Source organism: Micromonospora sp. RP3T (assembly GCF_003027925.1).
Taxonomy (GTDB): domain Bacteria; phylum Actinomycetota; class Actinomycetes; order Mycobacteriales; family Micromonosporaceae; genus Micromonospora.
This window is the reverse complement of the sequence record NZ_PYPS01000046.1, coordinates 34,225-57,479: the sequence shown is the minus strand read 5'-3', so window position 1 is coordinate 57,479 and position 23,255 is coordinate 34,225. Positions and strand designations below refer to the sequence as shown.

Genomic DNA, 23,255 nt, shown 5'->3' with positions numbered 1-23,255 from the left:
ACGACCTCGCCGTGATCCGCCACTTCTGCCACCGCGTCGCGGTCATGTATCTCGGCACCATCGTCGAGATCGGTGACCGGGACGCCATCTACACCCGACCGCAGCACCCCTACACCCGGGCGCTGCTCTCGGCCATCCCCGACGTCACCACCCTCGGCCCCGCCGGCCGGATCCGCCTCACCGGCGACGTCCCCACGCCCCTCAACCCGCCATCGGGCTGCCGCTTCCGCACCCGCTGCTGGAAAGCCACCGACCGCTGCGCCACCGAGACACCCGCACTGACCACCCACGACGGCGGCACCCAACTCACCGCCTGCCACCACCCGGAGGCGGGTCCGGTGGCGGTCGGCGTCGCCGACGCCGCAGACGCGCAGGAGGTGACGGAATGAGTCTGTCCCCGGTCGAGGGTGTGGCCCTCGCCGAGATCGAGACGCCCGCCGACGGCGGTGAGCGGCGGGACGAGGAGTTCGTCGGCCGCTCGCCGGGCCAGCTCGCCCTGGCGCGGCTGCGCCGCGACCGTACCGCCCTGATCAGCGGCGGTCTGCTCGTCTTCTTCGTGCTTGTCGCGCTGGCCGTGCCGCTGATCGAGGCGCTGTACGGGGTGGGGCCGAAGGAGCAGTTCCAGAGCCGCCTCGACGGCTACGGCATGCCGCTGGGCTATGCCGGCGGCGTCACCGGCGAGCACTGGTTCGGCCTGGAACCCGGCCTCGGCCGGGACATCTTCATCCGGATGGTGCACGGGCTGCGCACGTCGCTGTTCATCGCGTTCGCCGCGGCCGTGCTGACCGCCGCGATCGGCGTGACCCTGGGCACCCTGGCCGGCTACCTGGGTGGCTGGCTCGACTCGGTGATCAACTGGATCACCGACCTGACGCTGGCCATGCCGTTCCTGATCATCGCGCTGGCGCTGATGCCGACCGTGGCGTTGCGCTTCTACGGCCAGCGGGAGGCCGTGCCGGCGTACTTCCAGATCGGGGTGCTCATCGCGATCTTCGCGCTGTTCGGCTGGACCAGCACGGCCCGGCTGGTCCGGGGCCAGATCATCGCGCTGCGCGAGCGGGAGTTCGTGGAGGCGGCGCGCGCCAGCGGCGCCGGGTTGGGGCACATGCTGTTCCGCCAGTTGCTGCCGAACGTCTGGGCGCCGATCCTGGTCGCCTTCTCGCTGGCCGTCCCGCAGTACATCACCAGCGAGGCGGCGCTGTCGTTCATCGGCGTCGGGCTGACGGACGAGACGCCGAGCTTCGGGCGGATGATCTACCGCAGCCTCGACTACCTCCAGACCGACCCGGCGTACGTCTTCTTCCCCGGCATCACGATCTTCGCGCTCGTGTTCGCCTTCAACCTCTTCGGTGACGCGCTGCGCGACGCGCTCGACCCGAAGTCGTCCCGGTAGGAGGCCGGCCCATGACGCGTTTCCTCATCCGCCGGCTGCTGTCCGCCGCGCTCACGCTCTTCGCGGTCAGCGTGCTCAGCTTCCTGATGTTCTTCGCCCTGCCGCGTGACCCGGTCACCGGCATGTGCCCGAAGAACTGCAACCCGGAGCGGCTGGAGCGGGTCCGCCAGGAGTTGGGCCTGCGCGACCCGTTGATCAGCCAGTACGCCGGCTACATGAAGGGCATCGTCACCGGGCGGGACCTGGGCAGTGCCCAGGGCGGCCGGTGCGACGCGCCCTGTCTCGGCTGGTCGTACGTCTCCAACGAGGCGGTCTCGGACACCATCGCCCGGGTGCTGCCGGTGACGCTGAGCATCGTCATCCCGGCGGCGATCCTGTGGCTGCTGCTCGGCGTCGGCCTGGGCATGGTCTCGGCGCTGCGTCGGGGTAGCTGGCTGGACCGGGCGGCGATCGGCTTCTCGCTGACCGGCGCCTCGTTGCAGCTCTACTTCGTCGGCGCGGTGCTGCTCATCGTGTTCGTCTACAACCTGCGACTGCTGCCGGTGCCGAGCTACACCTCGTTGTTCGACGATCCGCTCAAGTGGAGCAGTGGGCTGGTGCTGGCCTGGTTGGCGCTGGCCTTCCTCTTCTCCGCCATCTACGCCCGGCTGTCCCGGGCACAGATGCTGGAGACGCTGTCCGAGGACTTCGTCCGCACGGCGCGGGCCAAGGGCCTGGCCAAACGGACCGTCTACGGGCGGCACGCGCTGCGCGCCGCGATCACACCGGTGGTGACCATCGCCGGCCTGGACGTGGGCGGGGCGTTGGGCGGCACCGTGATCACCGAGACGACGTTCGGGCTCAACGGGATGGGCCGGACGGCGGTGGACGCGGTCCGCGCCGGTGACCTGCCGACCATCATGGCGACCGTGCTGATCGCGGCGGTCTTCGTGGTGCTGGCCAACGTGGTGGTGGACCTGCTCTACGCGGTGATCGATCCCCGGGTGCGACTGGGCTGAGCGTCCGGCCCGACAAAATTTTCGAAACTATTTCCTGGAGGTAGAAGATGCGACCACGTGCAGCGGCCGCCGTCGGCGGCGCCATCGCACTGGTGGTGGGGCTGGGCGCCTGCTCGGAGAACACGGGCGAAGGCACCAAGGTGGACGGCAACCGGCAGCAGAGCGGCGTCATCGCGACCGACCCGAAGGACTCCCAAGGGCCCGCGGCGGAGGTGGACGGCGCGGCCAAGGGTGGCACGTTCACCATCATCCGGGAGACCCCCATCTCCCACCTGGACCCGCAGCGGACGTACTCGTTCGCCGGCCTGATGGCCAACCCGCTCTTCGCGCGCTACCTGACCACCTGGAAGGACGACGGCAAGGGCGGCCTGGTGCTGGTCGGCGACCTGGCCGAGACCCCGGGCAAGAACGTCAACAACGACTGCAAGGTCTGGGAATTCACCATCAAGGACGGGGTGAAGTTCGAGGACGGCAGCCCGATCACCGCCAAGGAGGTCGCGTACGGCATCGCCCGCTCCTTCGACCCGGACCTCACCGGCGGCCCGACCTACCTCCAGGAGTGGCTGGCCGACACCCCGCAGTTCGACACCAAGTGGGACTTCAAGAAGAACAAGACGTCGCTGCCGCCGGGCCTGACCACGCCGGACGACAAGACGCTGCGCTTCGAGTTCGCCAAGCCCCGCTGCGACCTGCCGTTCGCGGTCTCGCTGCCGACCACCGCGCCGCTCAAGCCGGAGCAGGACACCGGCGTCAACCTGGACCAGAAGCCGTTCTCGTCCGGCCCCTACAAGATCGCCAAGAACCAGGTGGGTGTCCAGCTCACGCTGGACCGCAACCCGAACTGGGACGCGAAGACCGACCCGGTCCGCCACCAGTACCCGGACCAGTTCGTGTGGACCTTCGGCCCGACGCAGGACGCCGCGAACAACCGGGTGATCGCCGACAACGGCGCCGACCAGAGCGCGCTGGCCTTCAACTCGGTGCCGCCCTCGCTGGTCGCGAAGGTGGCCGGTGACCCGGCGCTGAAGTCCCGGACGCTGCTCTCCCCGACGCCGAGCGCCAACCAGCTCGTGATCAACACCCAGCGGGTCAAGGACCTGAAGATCCGCCAGGCGCTCAACTACGCGATCGACCGGGAGGGCCTGGTCAAGGCGCTCGGCGGCCAGACCGTCGCCCAGCCGATCACCACGCTGATGCCGCCGTCGACCATCGGCTACAAGGCGTACGACGCCTACCCGGCGGGCGCCAACGGCAACCTGGAGAAGGCGAAGGAGCTGCTGGGCGGCCAGACGCCCGAGCTGGTCCTCGGCGTCGCGGACAACACCAACGAGCAGGTGCAGGCGGTCCAGCTCAAGGGCAACCTGGAGCGCGCCGGCTTCAAGATCACCGTGCGGAACATCCCGGACGACTCGAAGCTGGACGAGGTCAAGAAGAAGAACAACCCCTGGGACCTCTACATCGGCAACTGGGCCGCGGACTGGCCCAGCGGCGCGTCGATCCTGCCGGTGCTCTACGACGGCCGCACCATCAAGGCCGAGGGGAACAGCAACTCGTCGTACTTCAACGACGACGCGATCAACGCCGAGATGGACCGGATCCTGGCCCTGCCCCCGACCGAGCAGGGCCCGGAGTGGGGCAAGCTCGACGAGCGGATCATGAAGGAGTTCGCGCCGGTGGTGCCGCTCTACGTCGACGTGGCGTACAACGTGCACGGCTCCAAGGCCGGCGGCGTCTTCATCTCCTCCGTCTTCGGCTACCCGAACTTCGTCAACGCGTACGTCAAGCAGTAGCGCCTGACGTAGCCGGAGATCTTGGTACGGAAGTGCCCCTCGCGGGGCGATTTCGTACCAAGATCTCGCCTGGCTGAGCCCCGGACCGGTGCCACGCGCCGGCCGGGGCTCCCTCGTTTGAGGATGGCCCCCGGAGTCCTGGTGTCGGGCCTACTCCTCGTCGTCCGCCGGCCGGGGTGGTCGGTGGTCCCGGATGTAGCGCTCGACGTCCCGCTTGAGCCAGACGGCGCCGACCGACAGTTCCTGGTACGGCGCAGGGAAAGCGGGGTGCCGCCGGATCTCTCGAAACCTCGACCTGCCCACACCGAGCGTCTTCAAGATCTCGCCGGCTGCGACGAGTTCGCCCGGTCCCGTCTCCTTGGTCACGCCTTCGACGGTAGGAGCGAGCTGGCCCGACAATGTCTACGCGATTAAATAATCCCACTCATGTGGACCCGTCAAGGTTGACGGGGGGGGGTATGCGCCGGGGTGTGATGTTGGGAGGCCCTATCCCAGGAGGTCGACGTGCAGCGACACGCCCCGCTCAAGCCGATCTGGATCTGCACCGCGTGCGCCCACCCTTGGCCTTGCGGACCTGCCCGATTGGAGCTGGCCGCCCAGTACGCCAGCGAACCGCACTACCTGGCGTTGGACATGGCGGGGCTGCTGAACGAGGCAGCCGAGGATCTGACCCGGCTGAACCCGACCTCGCCCGACCCGGCGGCGCTCCACGGTCGATTCCTCGGCTGGATCCGGCACGTGACGGGCGCCCGCAGCCCGATCCGCAGCCTCGGCCACTTCGAGTGTTAATAGGGGGCCCCGCCTATGCAGAATGCGTTAACAGGGGGCCCCTCCTTACAAGTAGCGGCGGAGGAAGTCCAGCTCCAGGCGGAGCAGGCGCTCGGACGCGCCGCCTGCGGCCAGGTGGGTCGCGCCGGGCAGCGGGAGCACCGCGTGCGGTCGGCCGGTGGCCAGCAGCGCGGCGGAGAGCCGCAGCGTGTGCGCGGCCAGCACGTTGTCGTCGACCAGGCCGTGCACCAGCAGCATGGGTCGGGCGTCGGCCGGGGCGCCGAGCGGCTCGGCGGCCAGCTCCACCAGCGAGTGGTGCGCGTAGACGTCCATGCCGTCCTCCGGCATGCCCAGGTACCGCTCGCTGTACGCGGTGTCGTACAGCGCCCAGTCGGTGACCGGCGCGCCCACGATGGCGCACTTGAACAGCTCCGGATGGCGCAGCACCGCCAGGCCGGCGAGCCAGCCGCCGAACGACCAGCCCCGCACCGCCACCCGGTCCAGGTCCAGGTCGGGGTGTTTGCCCGCGAGCGCGGTCAGCGCGTCCACCTGGTCGGTCAGGATCACGTCCGCCACCCGGCGGTGGATCGCCTTCTCGAACGACGGCGCGATGCCGGGCGTGCCCCGGTTGTCCACGGTCACCACCGCGAAGCCCTGCTCGGCCCACCACTGCCGCTCCAGCCAGGCGCCGCGCGCCGCGACCACCTCCTGGTGGCCCGGTCCGCCGTAGACGTCCACCAGTACCGGCAGCCGGGTGCCCTTGACGTGCTCGGTCGGATAGAGCACCGCGCTGGGCAGCCGCCGGTCGGTCACCCGCACCAGCGTCGGACGCGGCGCGTACGAGCAGGTGGCGGCCAGCGAGCGCAGCTCACCCACCTCGCGGTCGCCGTGCCACACCCGCCAGCGGACCCCCGCGTGCTCCAACGAGGCGACACCCACCGCCAGCGTGGAACCGCCGAGGGCCGCGGTGTGCCAGCCCGGGTCGCTGCCCATCCGGCGGGCGTCCATCCCGCCGCCGATGGTGGTCCGCACCCGGTAGAGGTGGCGTTGGCTCGGCTCGCCCTCACTCGCCTCGACCAGCAGGTCGGCGGCCGTGTCGGGGCCGGCCGGCAGCCGCCCGACCACCCGCCGCACGTACAGCGAGGGCGGGGTGAGCAGCGTGCCGTCGGCGAACAGGCAGCGGGCGTCGTACCCGTCGTGGGCCAGCTCGCCGCCGACCAGCACCCGCCCGTCGGGCAGGTGCGCCGGGGTGCCCGGGACCGGTTCCACCCAGCGCGGGTCGGCCAGCTCGGCGTGCACCTGCGTCTCCCCGGTCCGCGGGTCCACCGCGAGCACCAGCCCGTGCTGCTGGGAGCGGCGCAGCACCGTGATCAGCGGCCCGCCGTCCGCCCACACCACCGCGCTCAGGTAGGGGTAGGTCTCCCGGTCCCAGTGCACGTCGACCCAGCCGCCGTCGAGGTCGAGCAGGTGCAGGCTGACCTCCGCGTTCGGGCCACCCGCCACCGGGTACGCCAGCGACGTCGGCGGGGTCGCCGGCTCGGCCGGGTCGTGCAGGTACCACCGGGGCAGGCGGGACTCGTCGACCCGGGCGGCCAGCACCGCGCGCCCGTCCGGGGCCCACCAGTAGCCCCGGTACCGGTGGAACTCCTCGGCCGCGATGTGCTCGGCCAGCCCCCAGGTCACGCCGCTGTCCTCGCCGGCGAGCAGGTTGTCGGTGCCGTCCGGCTCGACCACCCGGAGCTGACCCCGGCGGACTCCTTCGGCGGCGTCGGTGACGTAGGCCAGCCGCTCGCCGGTTGGGTCCGGACGCGGATCGATCACCGGCCCGACGGTGGTCACCTCGACCACGTCGCCGTGCCGCAGGTCGGCCCGGAACAGTCGCCCGGCCAGCGCGAACGCGGCCACCCGGCCGGTCGCGTCCAGCGCGTACCCGCCGATGCCGCCGGCGCTGAGCCGCAGCCGCTCGCGCAGCGCCCGCTCGCCGGGGGCCGGCCGGGCCGGTTCCGCGTCCGCGCCGAGCAGCACCGCCGGGTCGGCGACCAGGCGTTCCTCGCCGGTGTCGACGTCGAGCAGCCAGAGCGCGTCGGCCGGGTCCTCCGGGCCCGCGGAACGCAGGAAGAGCACCCGGGAGCCGTCACCGGCGACGGTCACGGCGCGCGGCGCCCCCAGGCTGAACCGACGGGTACGGGCGGCCAGCTCGGGAAAGTCCACGCCTGCAGATCGTAGGCGGGCACCGGGCGTGATGTGGCCGACCTGGGCGGACGCATGACCGTCGGACGGGCAGGACCGCCGGTTAGAGTGACGGGCGTGACGACGCTGCCCGACCGACGCCTGCTGCTGGTCCACGCGCATCCCGACGACGAGTCGATCGGCACCGGCGCGACGATGGCGCACTACGCCGCCGACGGCGCCCACGTCACGCTGGTGACCTGCACGCTGGGTGAGGAGGGTGAGATCCACGTGCCGGCGCTGGCCGGGCTCGCCGCGGCCGAGGCCGACCAGCTCGGCGGCTATCGCATCGGCGAGCTGACCGCGGCCTGTGCCGCGCTCGGCGTCACCGACCACCGGTTCCTCGGCGGCGCGGGCCGCTACCGCGACTCCGGGATGATGGGGATGGCCACCAACGAGCACCCGCGGGCGTTCTGGGGCGCCGACCTGGACGCCGCCGCCGGGCACCTGCTGGAGGTGATCCGCGAGGTCCGCCCCCAGGTCGTGGTCACGTACGACCCGAACGGCTTCTACGGCCATCCCGACCACATCCAGGCGCACCGGGTGACGATGCGGGCGGTGGAGCTGGCGGCGGCCGAGGGGACAGCCCCGGCGAAGGTCTACTGGACGGCCATGCCGCGCAGCGTGCTCGACGCCGGCCTGGAGACGTTCACCGAGTCGTCGGACAATCCCTTCGCCGGCATCTCCAGCGCCGACGAGCTGCCGTTCGGCACGCCGGACGCGCAGATCGCGGCGCGGGTGGACGCCACCGAGCAGCACGCCGCCAAGGAGGCAGCGATGCGCGCCCACGCCACGCAGATCCCGGCCGACTCCTGGCTCTACGCGATCGCCGGCAACTTCGGCGCCGAGTTCATGGGGGTGGAGTACTTCACGCTCGCGGTCGGCGAGAAGGGGCCCGGCGGCGGCCGGTACGGCTGGGAGGACGACCTCTTCGCCGGGCTGGCGCTGGACGGGTCGGACCGTGCCCCGGTCGCGGCCGGTCTGCGGTGACGTCGCCCGCCGCGCCCGTGTCGGTCCTTCCGGAGCAGCAGCCGCCCGCACCGCCCAGCGCGGTGGAGCGGGCGCTGGACCGCGCGCTGCGGGTGGCCGGCGGCGTGGTGTCGGTCTGGGCCGGCGCGCTGTTCGCGCTGCTCGATCTGATCTTCGCCACCTGGGCCTGGGCGGCGGTGCAGGGCCGGTCCGGGGGCGCGCAGGCGCTCGTCGGCATCGGGCTGGCGGTCGCCGGGATCGCCGCGGTGGCGGCGTCGACGGTGCTGCTGGGCTGGTTCGCGCACCTGTCGACGGGCAGCCGGTGGGGGGTGGCGCTGGCCGCGCTGCCGTGGTTCCTGGTGATCGTGGTGGGCGGGTTCCGGACCACCGAGGGCGATCTGGCGCTCGCCGGCGACAACGTGCTCGGCCTGGCGTTGATCGTCGCCGGCGCGGTCACCTTCGCGGTGCTCGGCTTCCGGCACGTGGTGACGCCACCGGCGGTCGACCGCTGAGGTGCTGACGCGGCACCGGCGGCGGTGGTAGACATTCCTGCCAGAGGCTCGCCGCCGGGGCGGGCGGTACGTGCGGGAGGCGTGCGATGGGTCAGCGGTGGCGTGCGGTCGGGGTGCTGACGGCCGCGTTGTTCGCGGTCAACGTGGTGGCGCGGCTGGTCATCAAGTTCGCCTTCCCGGACGACGACACCGCCACCAGCCGGGTCTCGCTGGTGATGTTCCTGGCGATCGGTCTGGTCCTGGCCGGCGTGTCGTTCCGCTGGGGCGCCGACCGGCCGGTCGGGCACTGGGCCGGTGACCTGGCCGTCACGGTGGTGGCGGCGCTGGCGCTGACCGTCTTCGTCGGCCCGCTGCTGGTCGGGGAGAACCCGTTCGGCGGGGGCGCCGGCCTGTTCTTCGCCCAGATCTGGCTCTACCTCGCGGCCACCGCGGCCGGGGTGCTGGTCGGCTACCTGACGCTCACCGCGCTGGGCCGTGACTTCCGCTCCCGCCAGCTCAAGCGGTACGCCGAGCTGAAGGCGTCCCGGCCCCGCCGGATCGTCCGCCGCTGACGTCAGGGTGCCACCCGGGTCAGGTAGGTGTGGTGGGTGGTGAAGCCGAGCCGGTGGTAGAGCGCCACCGCGCCGACGTTGCGCTGCTCGACCTGGAGGAACGCCCGGGTGGCCCCCTCGGCCGCGGCCCAGCCGGCCAGTGCGCGGACGACCGCGGCGGCGTACCCGCGCCGGCGGGCCTCCGGCAGCACTTCGAGCAGGCTCACCCCGAGCCACCGCCCCCCACCGGTGACGGTGCCGCGCCCCACCGCGAGCAGTCGGCCGTCGACCCGTAGCTCGGCGAAGCGGATCCGGTCCACGGCGGTGAGCACGTGCCGCGCGGCCTCCGGGAGCCCGCCCTTGCGGTCGGCGGCGATCGCCAGCCAGTCGTCGGTGGGCGCGACGGCCAGCGCCACCGGCGGCAGGTCGGCGGTGGGCGGCGGATCGGTCCGCTCCGGCGCGGTCGCGTCCGGCGTCGACCCGGGCGGCGGGGCGGTCAGGGTGGTGAGCGGCACGGTCTGGACCAGCACCGGCGGGCGGGCCGTCCAGCCGCGCGCGTCGAGTTCCGCGCCGACCGGGGCGGCCAGCGGCAGCGGCGTGTTCACCAGGGCCGGCTGGCCGAGGTCGGCGTACCAGCGCTGCACCGCGTCCAGCGCCGCCGGCAGCGGCCGGTCGGGGTCGCCGATCGGGAGCGCGCTGTTCGCCCGGCCGGTCCAACCGGCCGCGGAACGCAGCCGCCAGTCGCCGAGCCGGCCGCGAACCGGGGCCGGCCACGCCTCATCGCTTGCGCTTTCCAGGTCGACCACGGCGGCGGCGGTCGGCCGGCGAGCCGGTGGCACCCGCTTCGCCCGGTGCACCTCACCGACCGGCACGCGGAGCGGGCCACCGGCCGTGACCAGCGTAATGTGCGTCTCAGTCAGCTCGACCAGCTCGCCGAGCGCGTCGGAGAACAGCGGCCGGCCCTCCCGGATCCCCACGATCCGGCGGACCACGATCCGGTGTCCCACATCCTGCTGTCGGAGCACGATCGACCTCCTCCCCGGCGAGATACTAGGCTCTTACCGTTGCGGATGATCGCGACGAGTCTTGCGGAGGAGAAGACCGGTGACCTACATCATCGCCGAGCCGTGCGTGGATGTGCTCGACAAGGCATGCATCGAGGAGTGCCCGGTCGACTGCATCTACGAGGGCAATCGGATGCTCTACATCCACCCCGACGAGTGCGTCGACTGTGGGGCCTGCGAGCCGGTCTGCCCGGTGGAAGCGATCTTCTACGAGGACGACGTGCCGGAGCAGTGGAAGGACTACACCGGCGCGAACTACGAGTTCTTCGAGGACCTGGGTTCGCCCGGGGGCGCCTCCAAGATCGGCAAGGTGGAGAAGGACGCCACCTTCGTCGCCGCGCAGCCGCCGCGCGGCGAGGACCACTGAGCCGGTCCGCGCCGGTTTCGGCACGGCTGCCCGAGTTCACCTGGGACACGCTGGACGCCGCGGCCGCCACGGCCGCGGCGCACCCGGACGGTCTCATCAACCTCTCCATGGGTACGCCTGTCGACCCGGTGCCACCGCTGATCCGGCAGGCGCTGGCCGACGCGTCGGACGCGCCCGGCTACCCGCTGACCGCGGGCACGCCCGCCCTGCGGGACGCGATCGCGGCCTGGGTGGCCCGAGCCTGCGGCGCGGGCGTCGACGGGTTGGGTGTGTTGCCGACCATCGGCTCGAAGGAGCTGGTGGCCTGGCTGCCGACGCTGCTCGGGCTCGGCCCCGGTGACGTGGTCGTGGTGCCGACCGTCGCGTACCCGACGTACGAGGACGGGGCCCGGCTGGCGGGCGCCACGACGGTGCGCAGCGACTCGTTGACCGCGCTCGGCCCGGACCCCCGGGTCCGCCTGGTCTGGGTGAACTCGCCGGGCAACCCGACCGGGCGGGTGCTGCCCGCCGCTCACCTGCGCAAGGTGGTCGAGTGGGCCCGGGAGCGCGGCGCGGTGGTCGCCAGCGACGAGTGCTACCTGCCGCTGGGCTGGGACGCCGAGCCCGTCTCGGTGCTGTCCCCGCAGGTGTGCGGCGGGGACTACACGGGCGTGCTGGCGGTGCACTCGCTCTCCAAGCGCTCCAACCTGGCCGGCTACCGGGCCGGCTTCGTGGCCGGTGACCCGACGCTGGTGGCCGAGCTGCTCAAGGTGCGCAAGCACGCCGGGATGATCGTGCCGGCACCGGTGCAGGCCGCCATGGTGGCCGCGCTCGGCGACCAGGCGCACGCCGACGCCCAGCGGGAGCGCTACCGGGTGCGGCGGGAGAAGCTGCGGGCCGCGTTCACCGGCGCCGGCTTCACGGTCGAGCACTCCGAGGCCGGGCTCTACCTCTGGCTGACCCGCGACGAGGACTGCTGGGACACGGTCGACTGGTTGGCCCGACGGGGCATCCTGGTGGCCGCCGGCGTCTTCTACGGCCCGGCCGGCGCCCGACACGTCCGGGTGGCCCTCACCGAGTCCGACCCACACATCGACGCCGTAGCCGGCCGCTTGGAAGGCGGGGCCCCCGCTTAACGCTTCCGGTAGAGGCGGGGCCCCCGCCCAACGTTTCCGTTGGGCGGGGGCCCGCCTGACACCGAGCGCCCCGCCGGCGTGCCTGGCGATATCCTCGGCGGGACTTCCCGCGGGGCCACCCGGGCTCCGCCGACGACGCGGACCCGAGGTGCACCGATGGTGGGCGAGGCGGGCGGGCTGGCACGCGCGGCGGTGGTCGGCACCGGGCTGATCGGCGGCTCGATCCTGCTCCGGCTCCGCGACACCGGGCTCGGCGTCACCGGCTGGGACCCGGATCCGGCCGTCCGGGGGCAGCTACGCGAGCGGGGCGTCGCGGTCGCCGACACCGTCGAGGAGGCGGTGGCCGGCCGGGACGTGGTGTTCGTCTGCGGCCCGCTGCCCACGCTGCCCACCACGCTGGCCCGGGTGGCCGCCGCCACCGACGACCGGTGCGTGCTCACGGACGTGGGCAGCGTCAAGGCGGAGGTGGCCACCGCCGCGACCGCGCAGGGGCTCGGGCACCGGTTCGTGCCGGGGCACCCGATGGCCGGCGCGGACCGGGCCGGGCTCGGCGCGGCCGGCCCGGACCTGCTCGACGGCGCGGCCTGGGTGCTCTGCCCGGGGCCCACCGGGCTGACCGCGTTCCGGCGGCTGGCCGCGCTCCTCGTCGACGTCTTCCACGCCCGGGTGGTGCCGATGTCCGCGCCGGAGCACGACGCCGCCGCCGCGCTCGCCTCGCACGTGCCGCACGTGCTCGCCGGCGCGCTGGCCGGCACGGTGCAACGCTCGGCGCTGCGCGACGCGGTGCTGGCGCTGGCCGCCGGCAGCTTCTCCGACGGCACCCGGGTCGCCGGGGGGCCGCCCGAGCGGACCGCGAACATGCTGCTCGGTAACCGGGACCGGGTGCTCGCCGAGCTGACCGGCGTCGGTGACTTCCTGACCGCGTTGACAGCCGCGCTGCGGGCCGGGGACGCCGAGGCGCTGGCCGGCCGGCTGGCCGAGGGGCGGGCGGCGCGTGCCGCGCTGCGCGGCCGGGAGTTCGGCACGCACCACCGGGAGTTCCCGGCCACGGCGGACCACGCCGGCGAGCTGGCCTACCTGCGGGAGTTGGGCGCGGCGGGCGGTCACCTGACCGGGTGCCGGGTGACGGCCGGCGCGGTCCGGTACACCGCGCACCTGCCGACCACCCCGCCGTTAGGCTGAGCGGCATGGCGGACGCACCGGTCGTGGCGGTACGCGGCGAGGCGTACCGGGAGGTCGCTCCCGAGTTGGCCCGGTTCACGGTGACGGCGGCGGTGCGGGACCGCGACCGGGAGACCACGCTGACCCGGCTGGCCGAGCGGGCCGCCGCGGTGCGGGCGCTGCTCGACGCCGCCGGGCCGACGGTGGCGCGGCGGGAGACCGGTCAGGTCAACGTCTGGCCGGTGACCAGGCGCTCGGGCGACCGGGTGGTGGCCTACCAGGGCAGTGTGAGCACCACGGTCACCGTCACCGACTTCAGCGCGCTCGGTGAGCTGATGCTCCGCCTGGCCGACCACGAGCAGGTCGAGGTGGCCGGTCCGGTGTGGTCGCTGCGGCCGGACAGCCCGGCGTACCGGGAGGTGCGACACGCCGCGATCGCGGACGCGCTGGCCCGGGCCCGGGAGTACGCGGAGGCGCTCGGTGCCCGGGTCACCGCGCTGCGGGAGTTGGCCGACACCGGCCTGACCGCGGCTCCGCCGATGCTGGCCAAGGCGGCGTACGCCCGGTCCGGCGAGTCCGTGCCGGAGCTGGAGCTGGATCCCGCGCCGCAGCCGGTGCACGCGGCGGTCGAGGCGCGGTTCACCATCAGCGACCCGGTGCTCGGCTGATGCCGCCGGCCCAGGTGTTGCCGTTGGCCGAGCTGGTCGCCCGGGCGCGGACGCTCGCCGGGGACGGCCCGCGGCAACTGCTCGGCATCGCCGGCGCGCCCGGCGTGGGCAAGTCCACGCTGGCGGAACGGATCGTCGCCGAGGTGGGCCCGGCGGCCCGGCTGGTGCCGATGGACGGCTTCCACCTGGCCGGGTCGGCGTTGCGCCGGCTGGGCCGGGCGGCACGCAAGGGCGCGCCGGACACGTTCGACGTCAACGGCTTCGTCGCCACGCTGCGCCGGTTGCGGCGGCTGGAGCCGACCTCGGTGTGGGCGCCGGAGTTCCGCCGCGACCTGGAGGAGCCGGTCGCCGGGGCGATCGAGGTGCCGCCCGAGGTGCGGCTGGTGGTCACCGAGGGCAACTACCTGCTGCTGCGGGACGACCCGTGGGAGGAGGTGCGGTCGCTGCTGCACCAGGCCTGGTTCCTCGACCTGGACGCCGAGTTGCGGCTGCGCCGCCTCACCGCCCGGCACCAGACGTACGGCAAGTCCGCGGAGCAGGCCCGCGCCTGGGCGCTCGGCAGCGACGAGGAGAACGCCCGCCTGGTCGCCGGCACGGCCGGGCACGCCGACCTGGTGGTCCGGCTGGCCGAGCCGCCGCCGGCGTGACGGCACCACCCGGCACCACCCGGCACCACCCGGCACCACCCGGAACCACCGGGCATCACCCGGCGCGGACCGGCGCGGACCGGCGCGGACCGGCGCGGCGCCACCGACCGATGACGCCGGTTCGGCGACGACGACCGGGGTGACGACGGCGGGCCGTGGGGTCAGCCGACGCCGGGCCGGGGTGAGGGCACGCTCCGGCGCAGCAGGCGGGCCACCACGGCTCGTTCACGGGCGAACTCGACCGCCTCCGGGTAGCCGCTGTGGCTGCGGATCGGCGGGTCGGCCACCTCGCCGCCGGTCGGGTGCAGCGCCTCCGGGTCGGCCACCGCCACGTCCCGCTGCCCGGCGCTGACCTGCCAGCCGAGCGGGTCGGTGTCCCGCCAGAAGTTCGTCCAGGCGACGTGGCCGCCGGGCCAGGTGACCGCCCGGGCCAGCGTGCGCAGCCGCTCCGGCCCGAAGTAGGACGGGAAGATCCGGCCGTAGAGCCGGGTGAGCTGGCAGCCGTAGGAGAAGAACCAGGTCCGCCGCCGCCACCGGCGGGGCAGCTGCAGCAGCACCGCGGCACAGATGACGGTGCCCTGGCTGTGCCCGGAGAGGATCACGCCGTCCATCCGGTCCGGGTGGTGGGGCGGCAGCGCCAGCAGCCCGGCGACCCGGGTCTGGAGTTCCGGTACGGCGCGTTCGGCGTAGCTGGGCGGGGCGAGCGGGTGTGCGGCCCGCGGCCAGAACGTGCACACGTCCCAGACCACGCCGACCGAGCGGCGGACCGAGTCGGTGCGGTAGACCATCAGCCCGAGCGCGCTCGTCACCACCGGCAGCCAGCCGAGCACCGCGTCGCCGAGTTCGGCGGCCCAGTGGATCGCGGTCTGCCACCCGACCGGGGACAGCGGGCTGGGCCGGTGGCCGGAGAGCGCGGCGGTGCAGCACAGGATGATCAGGAGCGCGGCCCCGGCCGCGAACCAGCCGATCAACCGGAGCGCGTGCTCGCCCACCAGGCGGTGCAGCGCCCGGTAGGTGCTGACGTCGCGGCAGCGGCGCAGGTCGTGCGCGGAGAGGCCGTCGGCGGAGGTCAGTCGCGCGTACTCGGCGCGGCGCAGCCGGTGCAGCAGGTACGTGGCGCGGACCAGCAGCCCGAGCAGGAGGACCAGCCCGATGACGCAGGCCAGGCCGGCCCAGAAGACGGCGAGTGGCGGCACCACGCGCCCGGGGCCGGCGGGGTCGACCGGGCCGTCGAGCCGCTCACTGACCCAGTAGAGCAGTCCGGCGCAGTACGCGACCGCCATCATCCAGCCGAATCCGGCGATGACGGCCGGCGCGCAGCCGTGCCAGGCGAGCCCGGTGTACGCGCCGAGCGGCTGGGTCGGCACGGCGGGCCGCAGGCGCGGCATGAGCAGCCCGGCGATGGCCGTCGCGATGGCCGGGCCGACGAGCATCCAGGTGTGCAGCCCGGCCGGCGCGGCCGGCAGGCCGGGCAGGCCGCGCTCGATCCAGGTCACCCCGAGCGGCAGCAGCACGGCGGCGGCGGCCGGCCCGGCCAGGGCCCGCCGGCCGGAGCGGTTCGCCGCGCCGATGGCCACCAGGAGCAGCACCTGGTAGGTGACGAGCCAGGCGAGCGCGGTCTCGTAGCCGGGCAACGGGCGGGCGGCGCGGCAGCCGGCGAGGTCCGGGACCGCCGGGCAGCCGACCGGTGGCCGGTACGTCGCCAGTGGCCGGCCGGCCGGGCCGTCCGGGAGCAGCAGGAGGACGAATGTGCCGACCAGCCCGAGCGCGGTGAGCACCGCCACCGTGATGCTCCACCGGCCGAGTGGGGTGGCGCCCTGGCGACGGGTCAGCCAGGGGCGACCGACCGCGACCACGGCGATCGTGACCACGGCGACGAACAGCACCACTGTCGGCCAGGCGACCGCGGCCCGCAGCCCGCGTGGCGGGTCCATCAGCAGCACCGCGGCGACCGGCACGGCGGCGGCGGTCACCGCCCCGGTGCACAGGTGCAGCACCGCGGCACGCCGCAGTTGCCCCTCCCCGTTCCAGAACGTCGGGTCCTGCAACGGGTTCTCCAGCGGTTCCGGCGGCTCGGCCCGGTCCGGGCGGGCGCGGGGCTCGGCCGGCATCTCCGCCTCGTACTGGTAGGTGCGCCAGGCGACCAGCCCGATCGCGCCCAGCGCGAGCAGCGGCAGCAGCAGCCCGAGGGCCAGCGCCCGGGTGTCCCGGCGCCACCAGGCGTTGCCGAGGAACTCCCACGGTCCGGGGAGCTGGCCCAGGCAATCCCGGCCCACGCACTGCCAGCCGATGAGGTCGACGCCGATCCCGGTCACGGCGATGACCAGGGTGCAGGTCAGGCTGAGGCAGAACAGCCGGATGAGCCAGGCGGTGATGCCGGAGCGGCTGGCCCACCGCTCCCGGTCCGGGTCCGCCGGGATGCCGGCCCGGGCGTGCAGCGCGACGTTCGCCAGCGCGAAGGGCAGCAGCAGCGTCCAGAGCGCGCGTTCGATGTCCCGCCGGGTCCGCGCGCCGGAGGTCAACTTCCCCCAGCTGTACGCCTCGACGCTGATCGGATCGTCCCGGGCGGCCCGGGTGGAACGGTAGAAACCGGTCACCTGTCCGCCGGCGACCAGCTCCGGTTGGGGGCCGTCCCCACCCGGTCCGGGGTCGAGGCCCAGCAGTTGATCCGGCGGGGTGTTGGACACCCCGTGCACCCGTAGCTCCAGCACGCGCTCCATCGGGGCCTCCCCAGAGTGAGCATCTCACTACCCAGAGTGCACGCTGATTCGGGAATCCGCATCCCCCCGAGGGGTTGTTTCAGCAGCTCAGGGGTCAGGCCACCGGTTTGATCGGCCGGGCCGGGTTACCCACCGCCACCACGTTCGCCGGCAGGTCCCGGGTCACCACCGCGCCGGCGCCGACCACCGTGTTCTCGCCGATGGTCACGCCGGCGAGTACGATCACGCCGCCGCCGAGCCAGACGTTGTCGCCGATGGTGATCGGCTTCGCCGCCTCCCACTTGGCCCGGCGCGCCTCCGGCTCCACCGGGTGGGTGGCGGTGAGGAGCTGCACGTTCGGTCCGATCTGGACGTCGGCGCCGATGGTGATCCGGGCGACGTCGAGGAAGACCGCGTTGAAGTTGACGAAGGTGCGCGGCCCGAGGTGGGTCTGGAAGCCGTAGTCGCAGTGGAACGGGGGGCGGACCCAGGCGTCCTCGCCGAGCGTGCCGAGCAGTTCGCGCAGCGCGGCGAGGCGGCCCTGCGGGTCGTCGGCGTCACTGCGGTTGAAGCGTTCGGTGAGTCGGGCGGCGCGGTCCAGGTCGGCGACGATCGCGGGGTCGTCGGCGAGGTACAGCTCGCCGGCCAGCATTCGGTCCCTCATGGCGCTCATCGGTGGATCATCCCCGGTTCGACCGCCCGGGGGGAACCGGTTCGGTCGGATAGGCGACTTCCGATTGCATACCCGGTATGCAATTCTGATAGCCCGCATCGATGTGCCTTCTGTCGATGAGACGCCTGACCGAGGAGGAAAGGTTGCCCCGGAACCGCAGAAGACTGGCCGCGCTCGGCCTCACCCTGGGCCTCGCACTCGGCCTGCCCGTGCCGGCGCACGCCGCCGCAACGACGGCCCCGACCGGCACGCCCGCCGCAACCGGGTCGTCGGCCCGGCCCACCACCGTCACCCTGATCACCGGTGACCAGGTCACCGTCGCCGCCGGCGGTCGCGCCGCGGTCCGCCCCGGCGCCGGTCGCGCCGGGCTCCAGTTCATGGTCCGCCGCGAGCACAACGGCCTCAGCGTGGTCCCCCAGGACGCGCTGGCGCTGATCCGTTCCGGTCGGCTCGACCGGCGACTGTTCGACGTCACCGGCCTGATCGAGGCTGGCTACGACGACGCGCACCGCGACACCGTGCCGCTGCTGGTGTCGTACCGGCCGGGGGCGGCCCGGCGGGCCGCGGCCCCGCTCGCCGGCACCCGGGTGATCCGCGACCTGCCGGCGATCGGCGGCGCGGCGCTCACCGCGGCCAAGGCCGACACCGGCTCGCTCTGGCGGGCGGTCGCCGCGGACCGCTCCGGCGCCCGGCTCGACGCGGCGGGGGGTGTCGACCGGATCTGGCTGGACGGGCGGCGGCGGCTGACGCTGGACCACAGCGTGCCGCAGATCGGCGCGCCCACCGCGTGGGCCGCCGGGTACACCGGCAAGGGCGTGAAGGTCGCGGTGCTCGACACCGGCGTCGACCTCACCCACCCGGACCTGGCCGGCAAGGTCGCCGAGTCGCGCAACTTCAGTGCGGAGGCGAACCCGGACGACATCGTCGGGCACGGCACCCACGTCGCCTCGATCATCGCCGGTAGCGGCGCCGCCTCCGGCGGGAAGTACCGGGGCGTCGCCCCGGACGCCACGCTGCTGTCCGGAAAGGTCTGCGAGGAGTTCGGCTGCACCGACTCGGCGATCCTCGCCGGCATGCAGTGGGCCGCCGCCGAGCAGCACGCCACCGTGATCAACATGAGCCTGGGTGGCTGGGACACCCCGGAGGTCGACCCGCTGGAGCAGGCGGTCGAGACGCTCACCGCGCAGACCGGAACGCTCTTCGTGATCTCCGCCGGCAACGACGGCGCCGACGGCTCGGTCGGCTCGCCGTCCACGGCCGACGCCGCGCTGTCGGTCGGCGCCGTCGACCGGAACGACGAGCTGGCCGACTTCTCCAGCCGCGGGCCGCGCGTCGGCGACGGGGCCATCAAGCCGGACATCACCGCACCGGGCGTGGACATCGTGGCCGCCCGGGCCGCCCACGGCCAGATCGGCGACCCGGTGGGGGACAAGTACGTCACCCTCTCCGGCACCTCCATGGCGGCCCCGCACGTGGCCGGCGCGGTGGCGTTGATCGCCCAGCAGCACCCCGGTTGGAACGCGGGCCGCTACAAGGCCACGCTGATGGCCTCGGCCCGGCCGCACCCCGACCAGACCGCGTTCCAGCAGGGCGCCGGCCGGGTCGACGTGGCGCACGCGATCACCGAGCAGGTGACGAGCGAACCGCCGTCGGTCTCCTTCGGCACCGCGCTCTGGCCGCACGCCGACGACAAGCCGATCAGCAAGACCGTCACCTACCGCAACAGCGGCGCCGCCGCGCTCACGCTCGACCTGGGCGCCGAGTTCACCGGCCCGGGCAGGCGGTCCGCGCCGGCCGGCATGATCACCCTCAGCGCGTCCCGGCTCACCGTCCCGGCCGGCGGCACCGCCCAGGTCACCGTCGTGGTGGACACCCGGCTCGGCGTCGACGGCTACTGGACCGGCCGGCTGACCGCCCGGTCCGGCGACACCGTCGCGGTCACCCCGCTGGCGGTCAACCGGGAGGTGGAGAGCTACGACCTGACGCTCGCCCACCGCAACCGGGCCGGCGCGCTCACCGGTGACTTCTACACCACGCTGATCGGGCTCGCCGACGGCGCGACCCGGGACGTGTTCGACGCCGACGGCGAGGCCACGATCCGGGTGCCCAAGGGCCGGTACGGCGTGCAGAGCCTGCTCTTCGTGGCCGACGATGAGCGCTGGACGGAGATCTCCATGCTCACCCAGCCGGAGCTGGTGGTGACCGGGAACCAGCGGCTCACCCTGGACGCCCGGCGGGCGAAGCCGGTCCGCACCACAGTGCCGCAGCGCGGCGCGGCCCCGCTGTTGATCGACTTCACAGCCGCCTGGGGCTTCGGCGACTACTACGCCAGCTTCGGGCTCTGGACGGACCGCTTCGACGGCCTCTACTCGGCCCAGCTCGGTCGCAATGTCTCGGACCAGGTCTTCGTCGGCTCGTTGAGCAGCCAGTGGACCGAACCGACCGCGCCGGAACGCAGCCCGTACTTCTACGGGCTGAGTGACGTGTTCCCCGGGCGGTTCCCGACCGGCTTCGTCCGGCACTACCAGCCGGCCGACCTGGCGCACGTCACCAGCCGCTTCGCGAACGGGTACGCGGGGCTGGAGAACGAGCGGATCGTGTACCCGGAGCCCGACTACAACATGGGCGGCTCGGCTGTCGTCGTGCCGGTCCAGGCGCCCGGCAGGCGGATCGAGCACCTGAGCACCGCCCGGACCCGCTGGAACTTCGAGCTGGACCTCGGCAAGCGCGACGAGGAAGGCTGGCTGGACACGCAGGCGATCCTGGAGTCCGGGCCGAGCCGCTACCAGGCTGGCCGCGCGTACACCGAGGTCTGGAACAACGCGCCGTACGGCCCGTCCTTCGTGCCGCAGCCGCGCTTCCCCGAGCTGGGCATCACCCGCACCGGTAACACCGTCCTGGTCGCGCTGCCGACGTACAGCGACGCGTCCGGGCACCCGGGCTACTCGCTCACCGACACCGCACGCACCGCGCTCTACCGCAACGGCAAGCTCGTCGATGAGGAGGCCAACGCCGGGTACGGCGAGTTCGGGGTGCCCCCGGGCGTCGCGAACTACCGGCTGGACACCGTGACGACGCGCAGCTTCACGGACCTGAGCACCGAGGTCTCGGCGAGCTGGACGTTCCGCTCGAAGCGGGTGCCGGGCGACAAGCCGGCCCGGCTGCCGGCGATGGCGGTCCGGTTCAGCCCGCCGCTCTCGGCGGACGGCAACGCACCGGCCGGCCGGCCGTTCACCGTCCCGGTGGCGGTGCAGCGCCAGCCCGGCGCGCCGGCCGGCACGGTCGCGGCGCTCACCGTCGACGTCTCCTACGACGGCGGGAAGACGTGGCGGAAGGCGACCGTGAAGAAGCAGGGCGCCGGGTGGACGGCGACGGTCGTGCACCCGGCCGGTCCCGGCTACGTGTCGCTGCGGGCCTCGGCCCGTGACGACGCCGGCAACACGGTGACCCAGCGGATCATCCAGGCGTACCGCCTGCGGTGAGCCGGCCGTCCGGGTCCGTGGCGTCGCGCCACGGACCCGGACGGGGCGGGCTAGTCGTTGGCGTGCAGGGCGGCGTTCAGCTCGATGCCCCGGCCGGTGCGCGGCCTGGCCTCCAGCGCGCCGGTCACCGAGTTGCGCCAGAACAGCAGCCCGTCCACGCCGGACAGCTCGCGGGCCTTGACCACCCGGTCGTCCGGGAGGGTGATCTTGGAGGCCGCGGTGATGTAGCAGCCGGCCTCCACCACGCAGTCGTCGCCGAGCGAGATGCCGACGCCCGCGTTCGCGCCGACCAGGCTCCGCTCGCCGATCCGGACCCGGTCCTTGCCGCCGCCGGACAGCGTGCCCATGATCGAGGCGCCGCCGCCGATGTCGGAGCCGTCCCCGACCACCACGCCCTGCACGATCCGCCCCTCGACCATCGAGGTGCCCAGCGTGCCGGCGTTGAAGTTGACGAAACCCTCGTGCATGACAGTGGTGCCGGCGGCCAGGTGCGCGCCGAGCCGGACCCGGTCCGCGTCGGCGATCCGCACCCCGCCCGGCACCACGTAGTCGGTCATCCGGGGGAACTTGTCCACCCCGTGCACGACCAGGTGGCGGCCGGCGGCCCGCTCGATCACCCGCAGCTCGTCCACCCGCTCCGGCGGGCACGGCCCGGCCGACGTCCAGGCCACGTTGGCCAGCTTGCCGAAGACGCCGTCGAGGTTCAGCTCGTTGGGCCGCACCAGGCGGTGGGAGAGCAGGTGCAACCGGAGGTACGCGTCGGCCGCGTCCTTGATCGGATCGTCGAGCGAGCCGATCACCGTGGTCACCTCGACGGTACGCAGGCCGGGCAGCGCCCGCTCGCCGACCGCGCCCGGTGGCAGGTCGAGCACGTCGGCCCGGTCCTCCCCGGGCACCAGGGGCAGCTCGCCGAGGCCCAGCTTGCCGGTCGGGTACCAGGTGTCGAGCACCTGGTCGTCGGCGGTGACGGTGGCCAGGCCGATGCCCCAGGCGGATGGTGCGGACGTCACGGTGTCACCTCTCTCGTTCCGGCGGCGGCGTGCGCCGCTGCTCGCGGCCGCGGGCGCGGAACGTGTCCCTCGCACCCACCGAGGATGACGGTACCGTGCGAGACATGCAGAACCCGTTGACCCCCGAGGTCCTGGCCGATCCGGTGGCACTGACCCGTGCCCTGGTCGACATCGAGTCGGTATCCCTCAACGAGAAGGCGATCACCGACTGCGTCGAGGAGGTGCTGCGCGGCGTACCCCACCTGAGCACCCAACGGCACTCGAACACGCTGATGGCCCGCACCGACCTGGGCCGCCCGCAGCGGGTGGTGCTCGCCGGCCACCTGGACACCGTGCCGCTCAACGGCAACTTCCCGTCGAGCATGCGCGGCGACCTGATGTACGGCTGCGGCACCTCCGACATGAAGTCCGGGGTGGCCTTCGCGCTGCACCTGGCCGTGACGCTGCCCGACCCGCGCTACGACGTCACGTACTTCTTCTACGAGGCCGAGGAGATCGAGTCCCGCTACAACGGCCTCACGCTGGTGTCGCAGAGTCACCCCGAGTGGCTGACGGCCGACTTCGCGGTGCTGCTGGAGCCCACGTACGGGATCGTCGAGGCGGGTTGCCAGGGCACGATGCGGGCCATGGTCACCACGCACGGCGAGCGGGCCCACGCGGCCCGCTCCTGGCACGGGGTGAACGCCATCCACGGCGCCGGTGAGGTGTTGCGCCGGCTGGGCGCGTACGAGGCGCGTCGGGTGACCATCGAGGGCTGCGACTACCGCGAGGGGCTCAACGCCACCGGGATCCACGGCGGGGTGGCCGGCAACGTCATCCCGGACCGTTGCGACATCGAGATCAACTATCGGTACGCCCCGGACCGGGACCCGGCGCAGGCCGAGGCCCACCTGCGCGAGGTCTTCGACGGCTTCGAGCTGACGGTCACCGACGCGGCGGCCGGCGCGGCCCCGGGGCTCGACAACCCGGCGGCGCAGGAGTTCCTGGCCGCGGTCGGCGCCGCCCCGATCGGCAAGCTGGGCTGGACCGACGTGGCCCGCTTCGCGGCCATGGGCATTCCGGCGCTCAACTTCGGCCCCGGCGACCCCAACCTCGCGCACCACAAGGACGAGCACGTCGAGTTGACCAAGATCCGGGACGGCGCGGCCACCCTGCACCGCTGGCTCGCGGCCTGACGTAC

General features: G+C 73.5%; 21 protein-coding genes. 15 read left to right on the top strand and 6 right to left on the bottom strand.

The annotated features are described in order from the left end of the window. The 4 genes from C8054_RS28115 to C8054_RS28100 form a co-directional block, all read left to right on the top strand. The coding region (locus C8054_RS28115) for an oligopeptide/dipeptide ABC transporter ATP-binding protein (RefSeq protein ID WP_368854615.1) at nucleotides 1-389 on the top strand (389 nt) is incomplete at its 5' end. Continuing rightward, a complete protein-coding gene (locus C8054_RS28110; RefSeq protein ID WP_107162113.1) occupies nucleotides 386-1,393 on the top strand; it encodes an ABC transporter permease in 1,008 nt (335 codons plus the stop codon). The genes C8054_RS28115 and C8054_RS28110, both read left to right, overlap by 4 nt. A gap of 11 nt (nucleotides 1,394-1,404) precedes the next feature. Next, nucleotides 1,405-2,391, top strand: a complete 987-nt coding sequence (locus tag C8054_RS28105) for an ABC transporter permease (protein ID WP_107162111.1) — start codon at nucleotides 1,405-1,407, stop codon at nucleotides 2,389-2,391. Between the two features lie 47 nt (nucleotides 2,392-2,438). Then, on the top strand, nucleotides 2,439-4,181 hold the full coding sequence (locus C8054_RS28100) for an ABC transporter substrate-binding protein (protein ID WP_107162109.1): 1,743 nt from the start codon (nucleotides 2,439-2,441) through the stop codon (nucleotides 4,179-4,181). Between the two features lie 150 nt (nucleotides 4,182-4,331). Here the strand turns inward: C8054_RS28100 and C8054_RS28095 are convergent, their stop codons facing one another. Continuing rightward, complete coding sequence (locus C8054_RS28095; RefSeq protein WP_107162106.1) at nucleotides 4,332-4,547, bottom strand: hypothetical protein; 216 nt, start codon at nucleotides 4,545-4,547, stop codon at nucleotides 4,332-4,334. Between the two features lie 216 nt (nucleotides 4,548-4,763). Here C8054_RS28095 and C8054_RS28090 point away from each other — a divergent pair, with 216 nt between their 5' ends. Beyond that, the gene (locus C8054_RS28090; protein WP_233220220.1) at nucleotides 4,764-4,970 is read left to right on the top strand and encodes a hypothetical protein; all 207 of its coding nucleotides are present in this window, start codon (nucleotides 4,764-4,766) and stop codon (nucleotides 4,968-4,970) included. A gap of 45 nt (nucleotides 4,971-5,015) precedes the next feature. Here the strand turns inward: C8054_RS28090 and C8054_RS28085 are convergent, their stop codons facing one another. Next, nucleotides 5,016-7,160: a prolyl oligopeptidase family serine peptidase gene (locus tag C8054_RS28085; protein ID WP_107162101.1), complete on the bottom strand. Its 2,145-nt coding sequence runs from the start codon at nucleotides 7,158-7,160 to the stop codon at nucleotides 5,016-5,018. An 87-nt stretch (nucleotides 7,161-7,247) separates the two neighbouring features. On the opposite strand from C8054_RS28085, the gene mshB reads away from it, so the two are divergent. The 3 genes from mshB (at nucleotide 7,248) to C8054_RS28070 (ending at nucleotide 9,210) form a co-directional block, all read left to right on the top strand. Further along, nucleotides 7,248-8,168 (top strand): N-acetyl-1-D-myo-inositol-2-amino-2-deoxy-alpha-D-glucopyranoside deacetylase, encoded by a 921-nt coding sequence (mshB, locus tag C8054_RS28080; protein ID WP_199199951.1) that lies wholly within the window; start codon nucleotides 7,248-7,250, stop codon nucleotides 8,166-8,168. 17 nt (nucleotides 8,169-8,185) lie between these two features. Beyond that, complete coding sequence (locus C8054_RS28075) at nucleotides 8,186-8,659, top strand: hypothetical protein (RefSeq protein WP_233220219.1); 474 nt, start codon at nucleotides 8,186-8,188, stop codon at nucleotides 8,657-8,659. A gap of 86 nt (nucleotides 8,660-8,745) precedes the next feature. Then, nucleotides 8,746-9,210 (top strand): hypothetical protein, encoded by a 465-nt coding sequence (locus C8054_RS28070; RefSeq protein WP_107162095.1) that lies wholly within the window; start codon nucleotides 8,746-8,748, stop codon nucleotides 9,208-9,210. A gap of 2 nt (nucleotides 9,211-9,212) precedes the next feature. On the opposite strand, the gene C8054_RS28065 is transcribed toward C8054_RS28070, so the two are convergent. Further along, on the bottom strand, nucleotides 9,213-10,214 hold the full coding sequence (locus tag C8054_RS28065) for a GNAT family N-acetyltransferase (protein WP_107162093.1): 1,002 nt from the start codon (nucleotides 10,212-10,214) through the stop codon (nucleotides 9,213-9,215). A 79-nt stretch (nucleotides 10,215-10,293) separates the two neighbouring features. On the opposite strand from C8054_RS28065, the gene fdxA reads away from it, so the two are divergent. The 5 genes from fdxA to C8054_RS28040 all read left to right on the top strand — a co-directional run bounded on the left by fdxA (nucleotide 10,294) and on the right by C8054_RS28040 (nucleotide 14,211). Further along, on the top strand, nucleotides 10,294-10,620 hold the full coding sequence (fdxA, locus tag C8054_RS28060) for a ferredoxin (protein ID WP_107077162.1): 327 nt from the start codon (nucleotides 10,294-10,296) through the stop codon (nucleotides 10,618-10,620). Then, the gene (gene dapC / locus C8054_RS28055; protein ID WP_107162117.1) at nucleotides 10,617-11,735 is read left to right on the top strand and encodes a succinyldiaminopimelate transaminase; all 1,119 of its coding nucleotides are present in this window, start codon (nucleotides 10,617-10,619) and stop codon (nucleotides 11,733-11,735) included. The genes fdxA and dapC overlap by 4 nt, the downstream gene beginning before the upstream one ends. Before the next feature lie 156 nt (nucleotides 11,736-11,891). Next, nucleotides 11,892-12,917: a prephenate dehydrogenase/arogenate dehydrogenase family protein gene (locus C8054_RS28050; RefSeq protein ID WP_107162091.1), complete on the top strand. Its 1,026-nt coding sequence runs from the start codon at nucleotides 11,892-11,894 to the stop codon at nucleotides 12,915-12,917. 5 nt (nucleotides 12,918-12,922) lie between these two features. Beyond that, nucleotides 12,923-13,564 (top strand): SIMPL domain-containing protein, encoded by a 642-nt coding sequence (locus C8054_RS28045; protein WP_107162089.1) that lies wholly within the window; start codon nucleotides 12,923-12,925, stop codon nucleotides 13,562-13,564. Next, nucleotides 13,564-14,211: a nucleoside/nucleotide kinase family protein gene (locus C8054_RS28040; protein ID WP_107162087.1), complete on the top strand. Its 648-nt coding sequence runs from the start codon at nucleotides 13,564-13,566 to the stop codon at nucleotides 14,209-14,211. The genes C8054_RS28045 and C8054_RS28040 overlap by 1 nt, the downstream gene beginning before the upstream one ends. 161 nt (nucleotides 14,212-14,372) lie before the next feature. On the opposite strand, the gene C8054_RS28035 is transcribed toward C8054_RS28040, so the two are convergent. Beyond that, the gene (locus C8054_RS28035) at nucleotides 14,373-16,931 is read right to left on the bottom strand and encodes a hypothetical protein (RefSeq protein ID WP_107162086.1); all 2,559 of its coding nucleotides are present in this window, start codon (nucleotides 16,929-16,931) and stop codon (nucleotides 14,373-14,375) included. 94 nt (nucleotides 16,932-17,025) lie between these two features. Next, nucleotides 17,026-17,583: a sugar O-acetyltransferase gene (locus tag C8054_RS28030; RefSeq protein WP_107162085.1), complete on the bottom strand. Its 558-nt coding sequence runs from the start codon at nucleotides 17,581-17,583 to the stop codon at nucleotides 17,026-17,028. Between the two features lie 116 nt (nucleotides 17,584-17,699). On the opposite strand from C8054_RS28030, the gene C8054_RS28025 reads away from it, so the two are divergent. Then, nucleotides 17,700-21,065, top strand: coding sequence for a S8 family serine peptidase (locus C8054_RS28025; protein WP_233220218.1), 3,366 nt, complete (start codon nucleotides 17,700-17,702; stop codon nucleotides 21,063-21,065). 50 nt (nucleotides 21,066-21,115) lie between these two features. Here C8054_RS28025 and dapD read toward each other — a convergent pair whose 3' ends face one another. Continuing rightward, nucleotides 21,116-22,075 (bottom strand): 2,3,4,5-tetrahydropyridine-2,6-dicarboxylate N-succinyltransferase, encoded by a 960-nt coding sequence (dapD, locus tag C8054_RS28020; protein WP_107162081.1) that lies wholly within the window; start codon nucleotides 22,073-22,075, stop codon nucleotides 21,116-21,118. 104 nt (nucleotides 22,076-22,179) lie between these two features. Between dapD and dapE the strand changes: the two genes are divergently transcribed. Further along, nucleotides 22,180-23,250 (top strand): succinyl-diaminopimelate desuccinylase, encoded by a 1,071-nt coding sequence (gene dapE, locus C8054_RS28015; protein ID WP_107162079.1) that lies wholly within the window; start codon nucleotides 22,180-22,182, stop codon nucleotides 23,248-23,250. Nucleotides 23,251-23,255: the final 5 nt, after the last annotated feature.

Excerpts from the sequence above, each read along its gene's own strand:
- C8054_RS28110 (WP_107162113.1), top strand. The coding sequence starts at position 386 with ATGAGTCTGTCCCCGGTCGAGGGTGTGGCCCTCGCCGAGATCGAGACG.
- C8054_RS28105 (WP_107162111.1), top strand. The coding sequence starts at position 1,405 with ATGACGCGTTTCCTCATCCGCCGGCTGCTGTCCGCCGCGCTCACGCTC.
- C8054_RS28100 (WP_107162109.1), top strand. The coding sequence starts at position 2,439 with ATGCGACCACGTGCAGCGGCCGCCGTCGGCGGCGCCATCGCACTGGTG.
- C8054_RS28070 (WP_107162095.1), top strand. The coding sequence starts at position 8,746 with ATGGGTCAGCGGTGGCGTGCGGTCGGGGTGCTGACGGCCGCGTTGTTC.
- C8054_RS28050 (WP_107162091.1), top strand. The coding sequence starts at position 11,892 with ATGGTGGGCGAGGCGGGCGGGCTGGCACGCGCGGCGGTGGTCGGCACC.
- C8054_RS28045 (WP_107162089.1), top strand. The coding sequence starts at position 12,923 with ATGGCGGACGCACCGGTCGTGGCGGTACGCGGCGAGGCGTACCGGGAG.
- C8054_RS28040 (WP_107162087.1), top strand. The coding sequence starts at position 13,564 with ATGCCGCCGGCCCAGGTGTTGCCGTTGGCCGAGCTGGTCGCCCGGGCG.
- C8054_RS28035 (WP_107162086.1), bottom strand. The coding sequence starts at position 16,931 with ATGGAGCGCGTGCTGGAGCTACGGGTGCACGGGGTGTCCAACACCCCG.
- C8054_RS28030 (WP_107162085.1), bottom strand. The coding sequence starts at position 17,583 with ATGAGCGCCATGAGGGACCGAATGCTGGCCGGCGAGCTGTACCTCGCC.
- C8054_RS28025 (WP_233220218.1), top strand. The coding sequence starts at position 17,700 with ATGAGACGCCTGACCGAGGAGGAAAGGTTGCCCCGGAACCGCAGAAGA.
- dapE (WP_107162079.1), top strand. The coding sequence starts at position 22,180 with ATGCAGAACCCGTTGACCCCCGAGGTCCTGGCCGATCCGGTGGCACTG.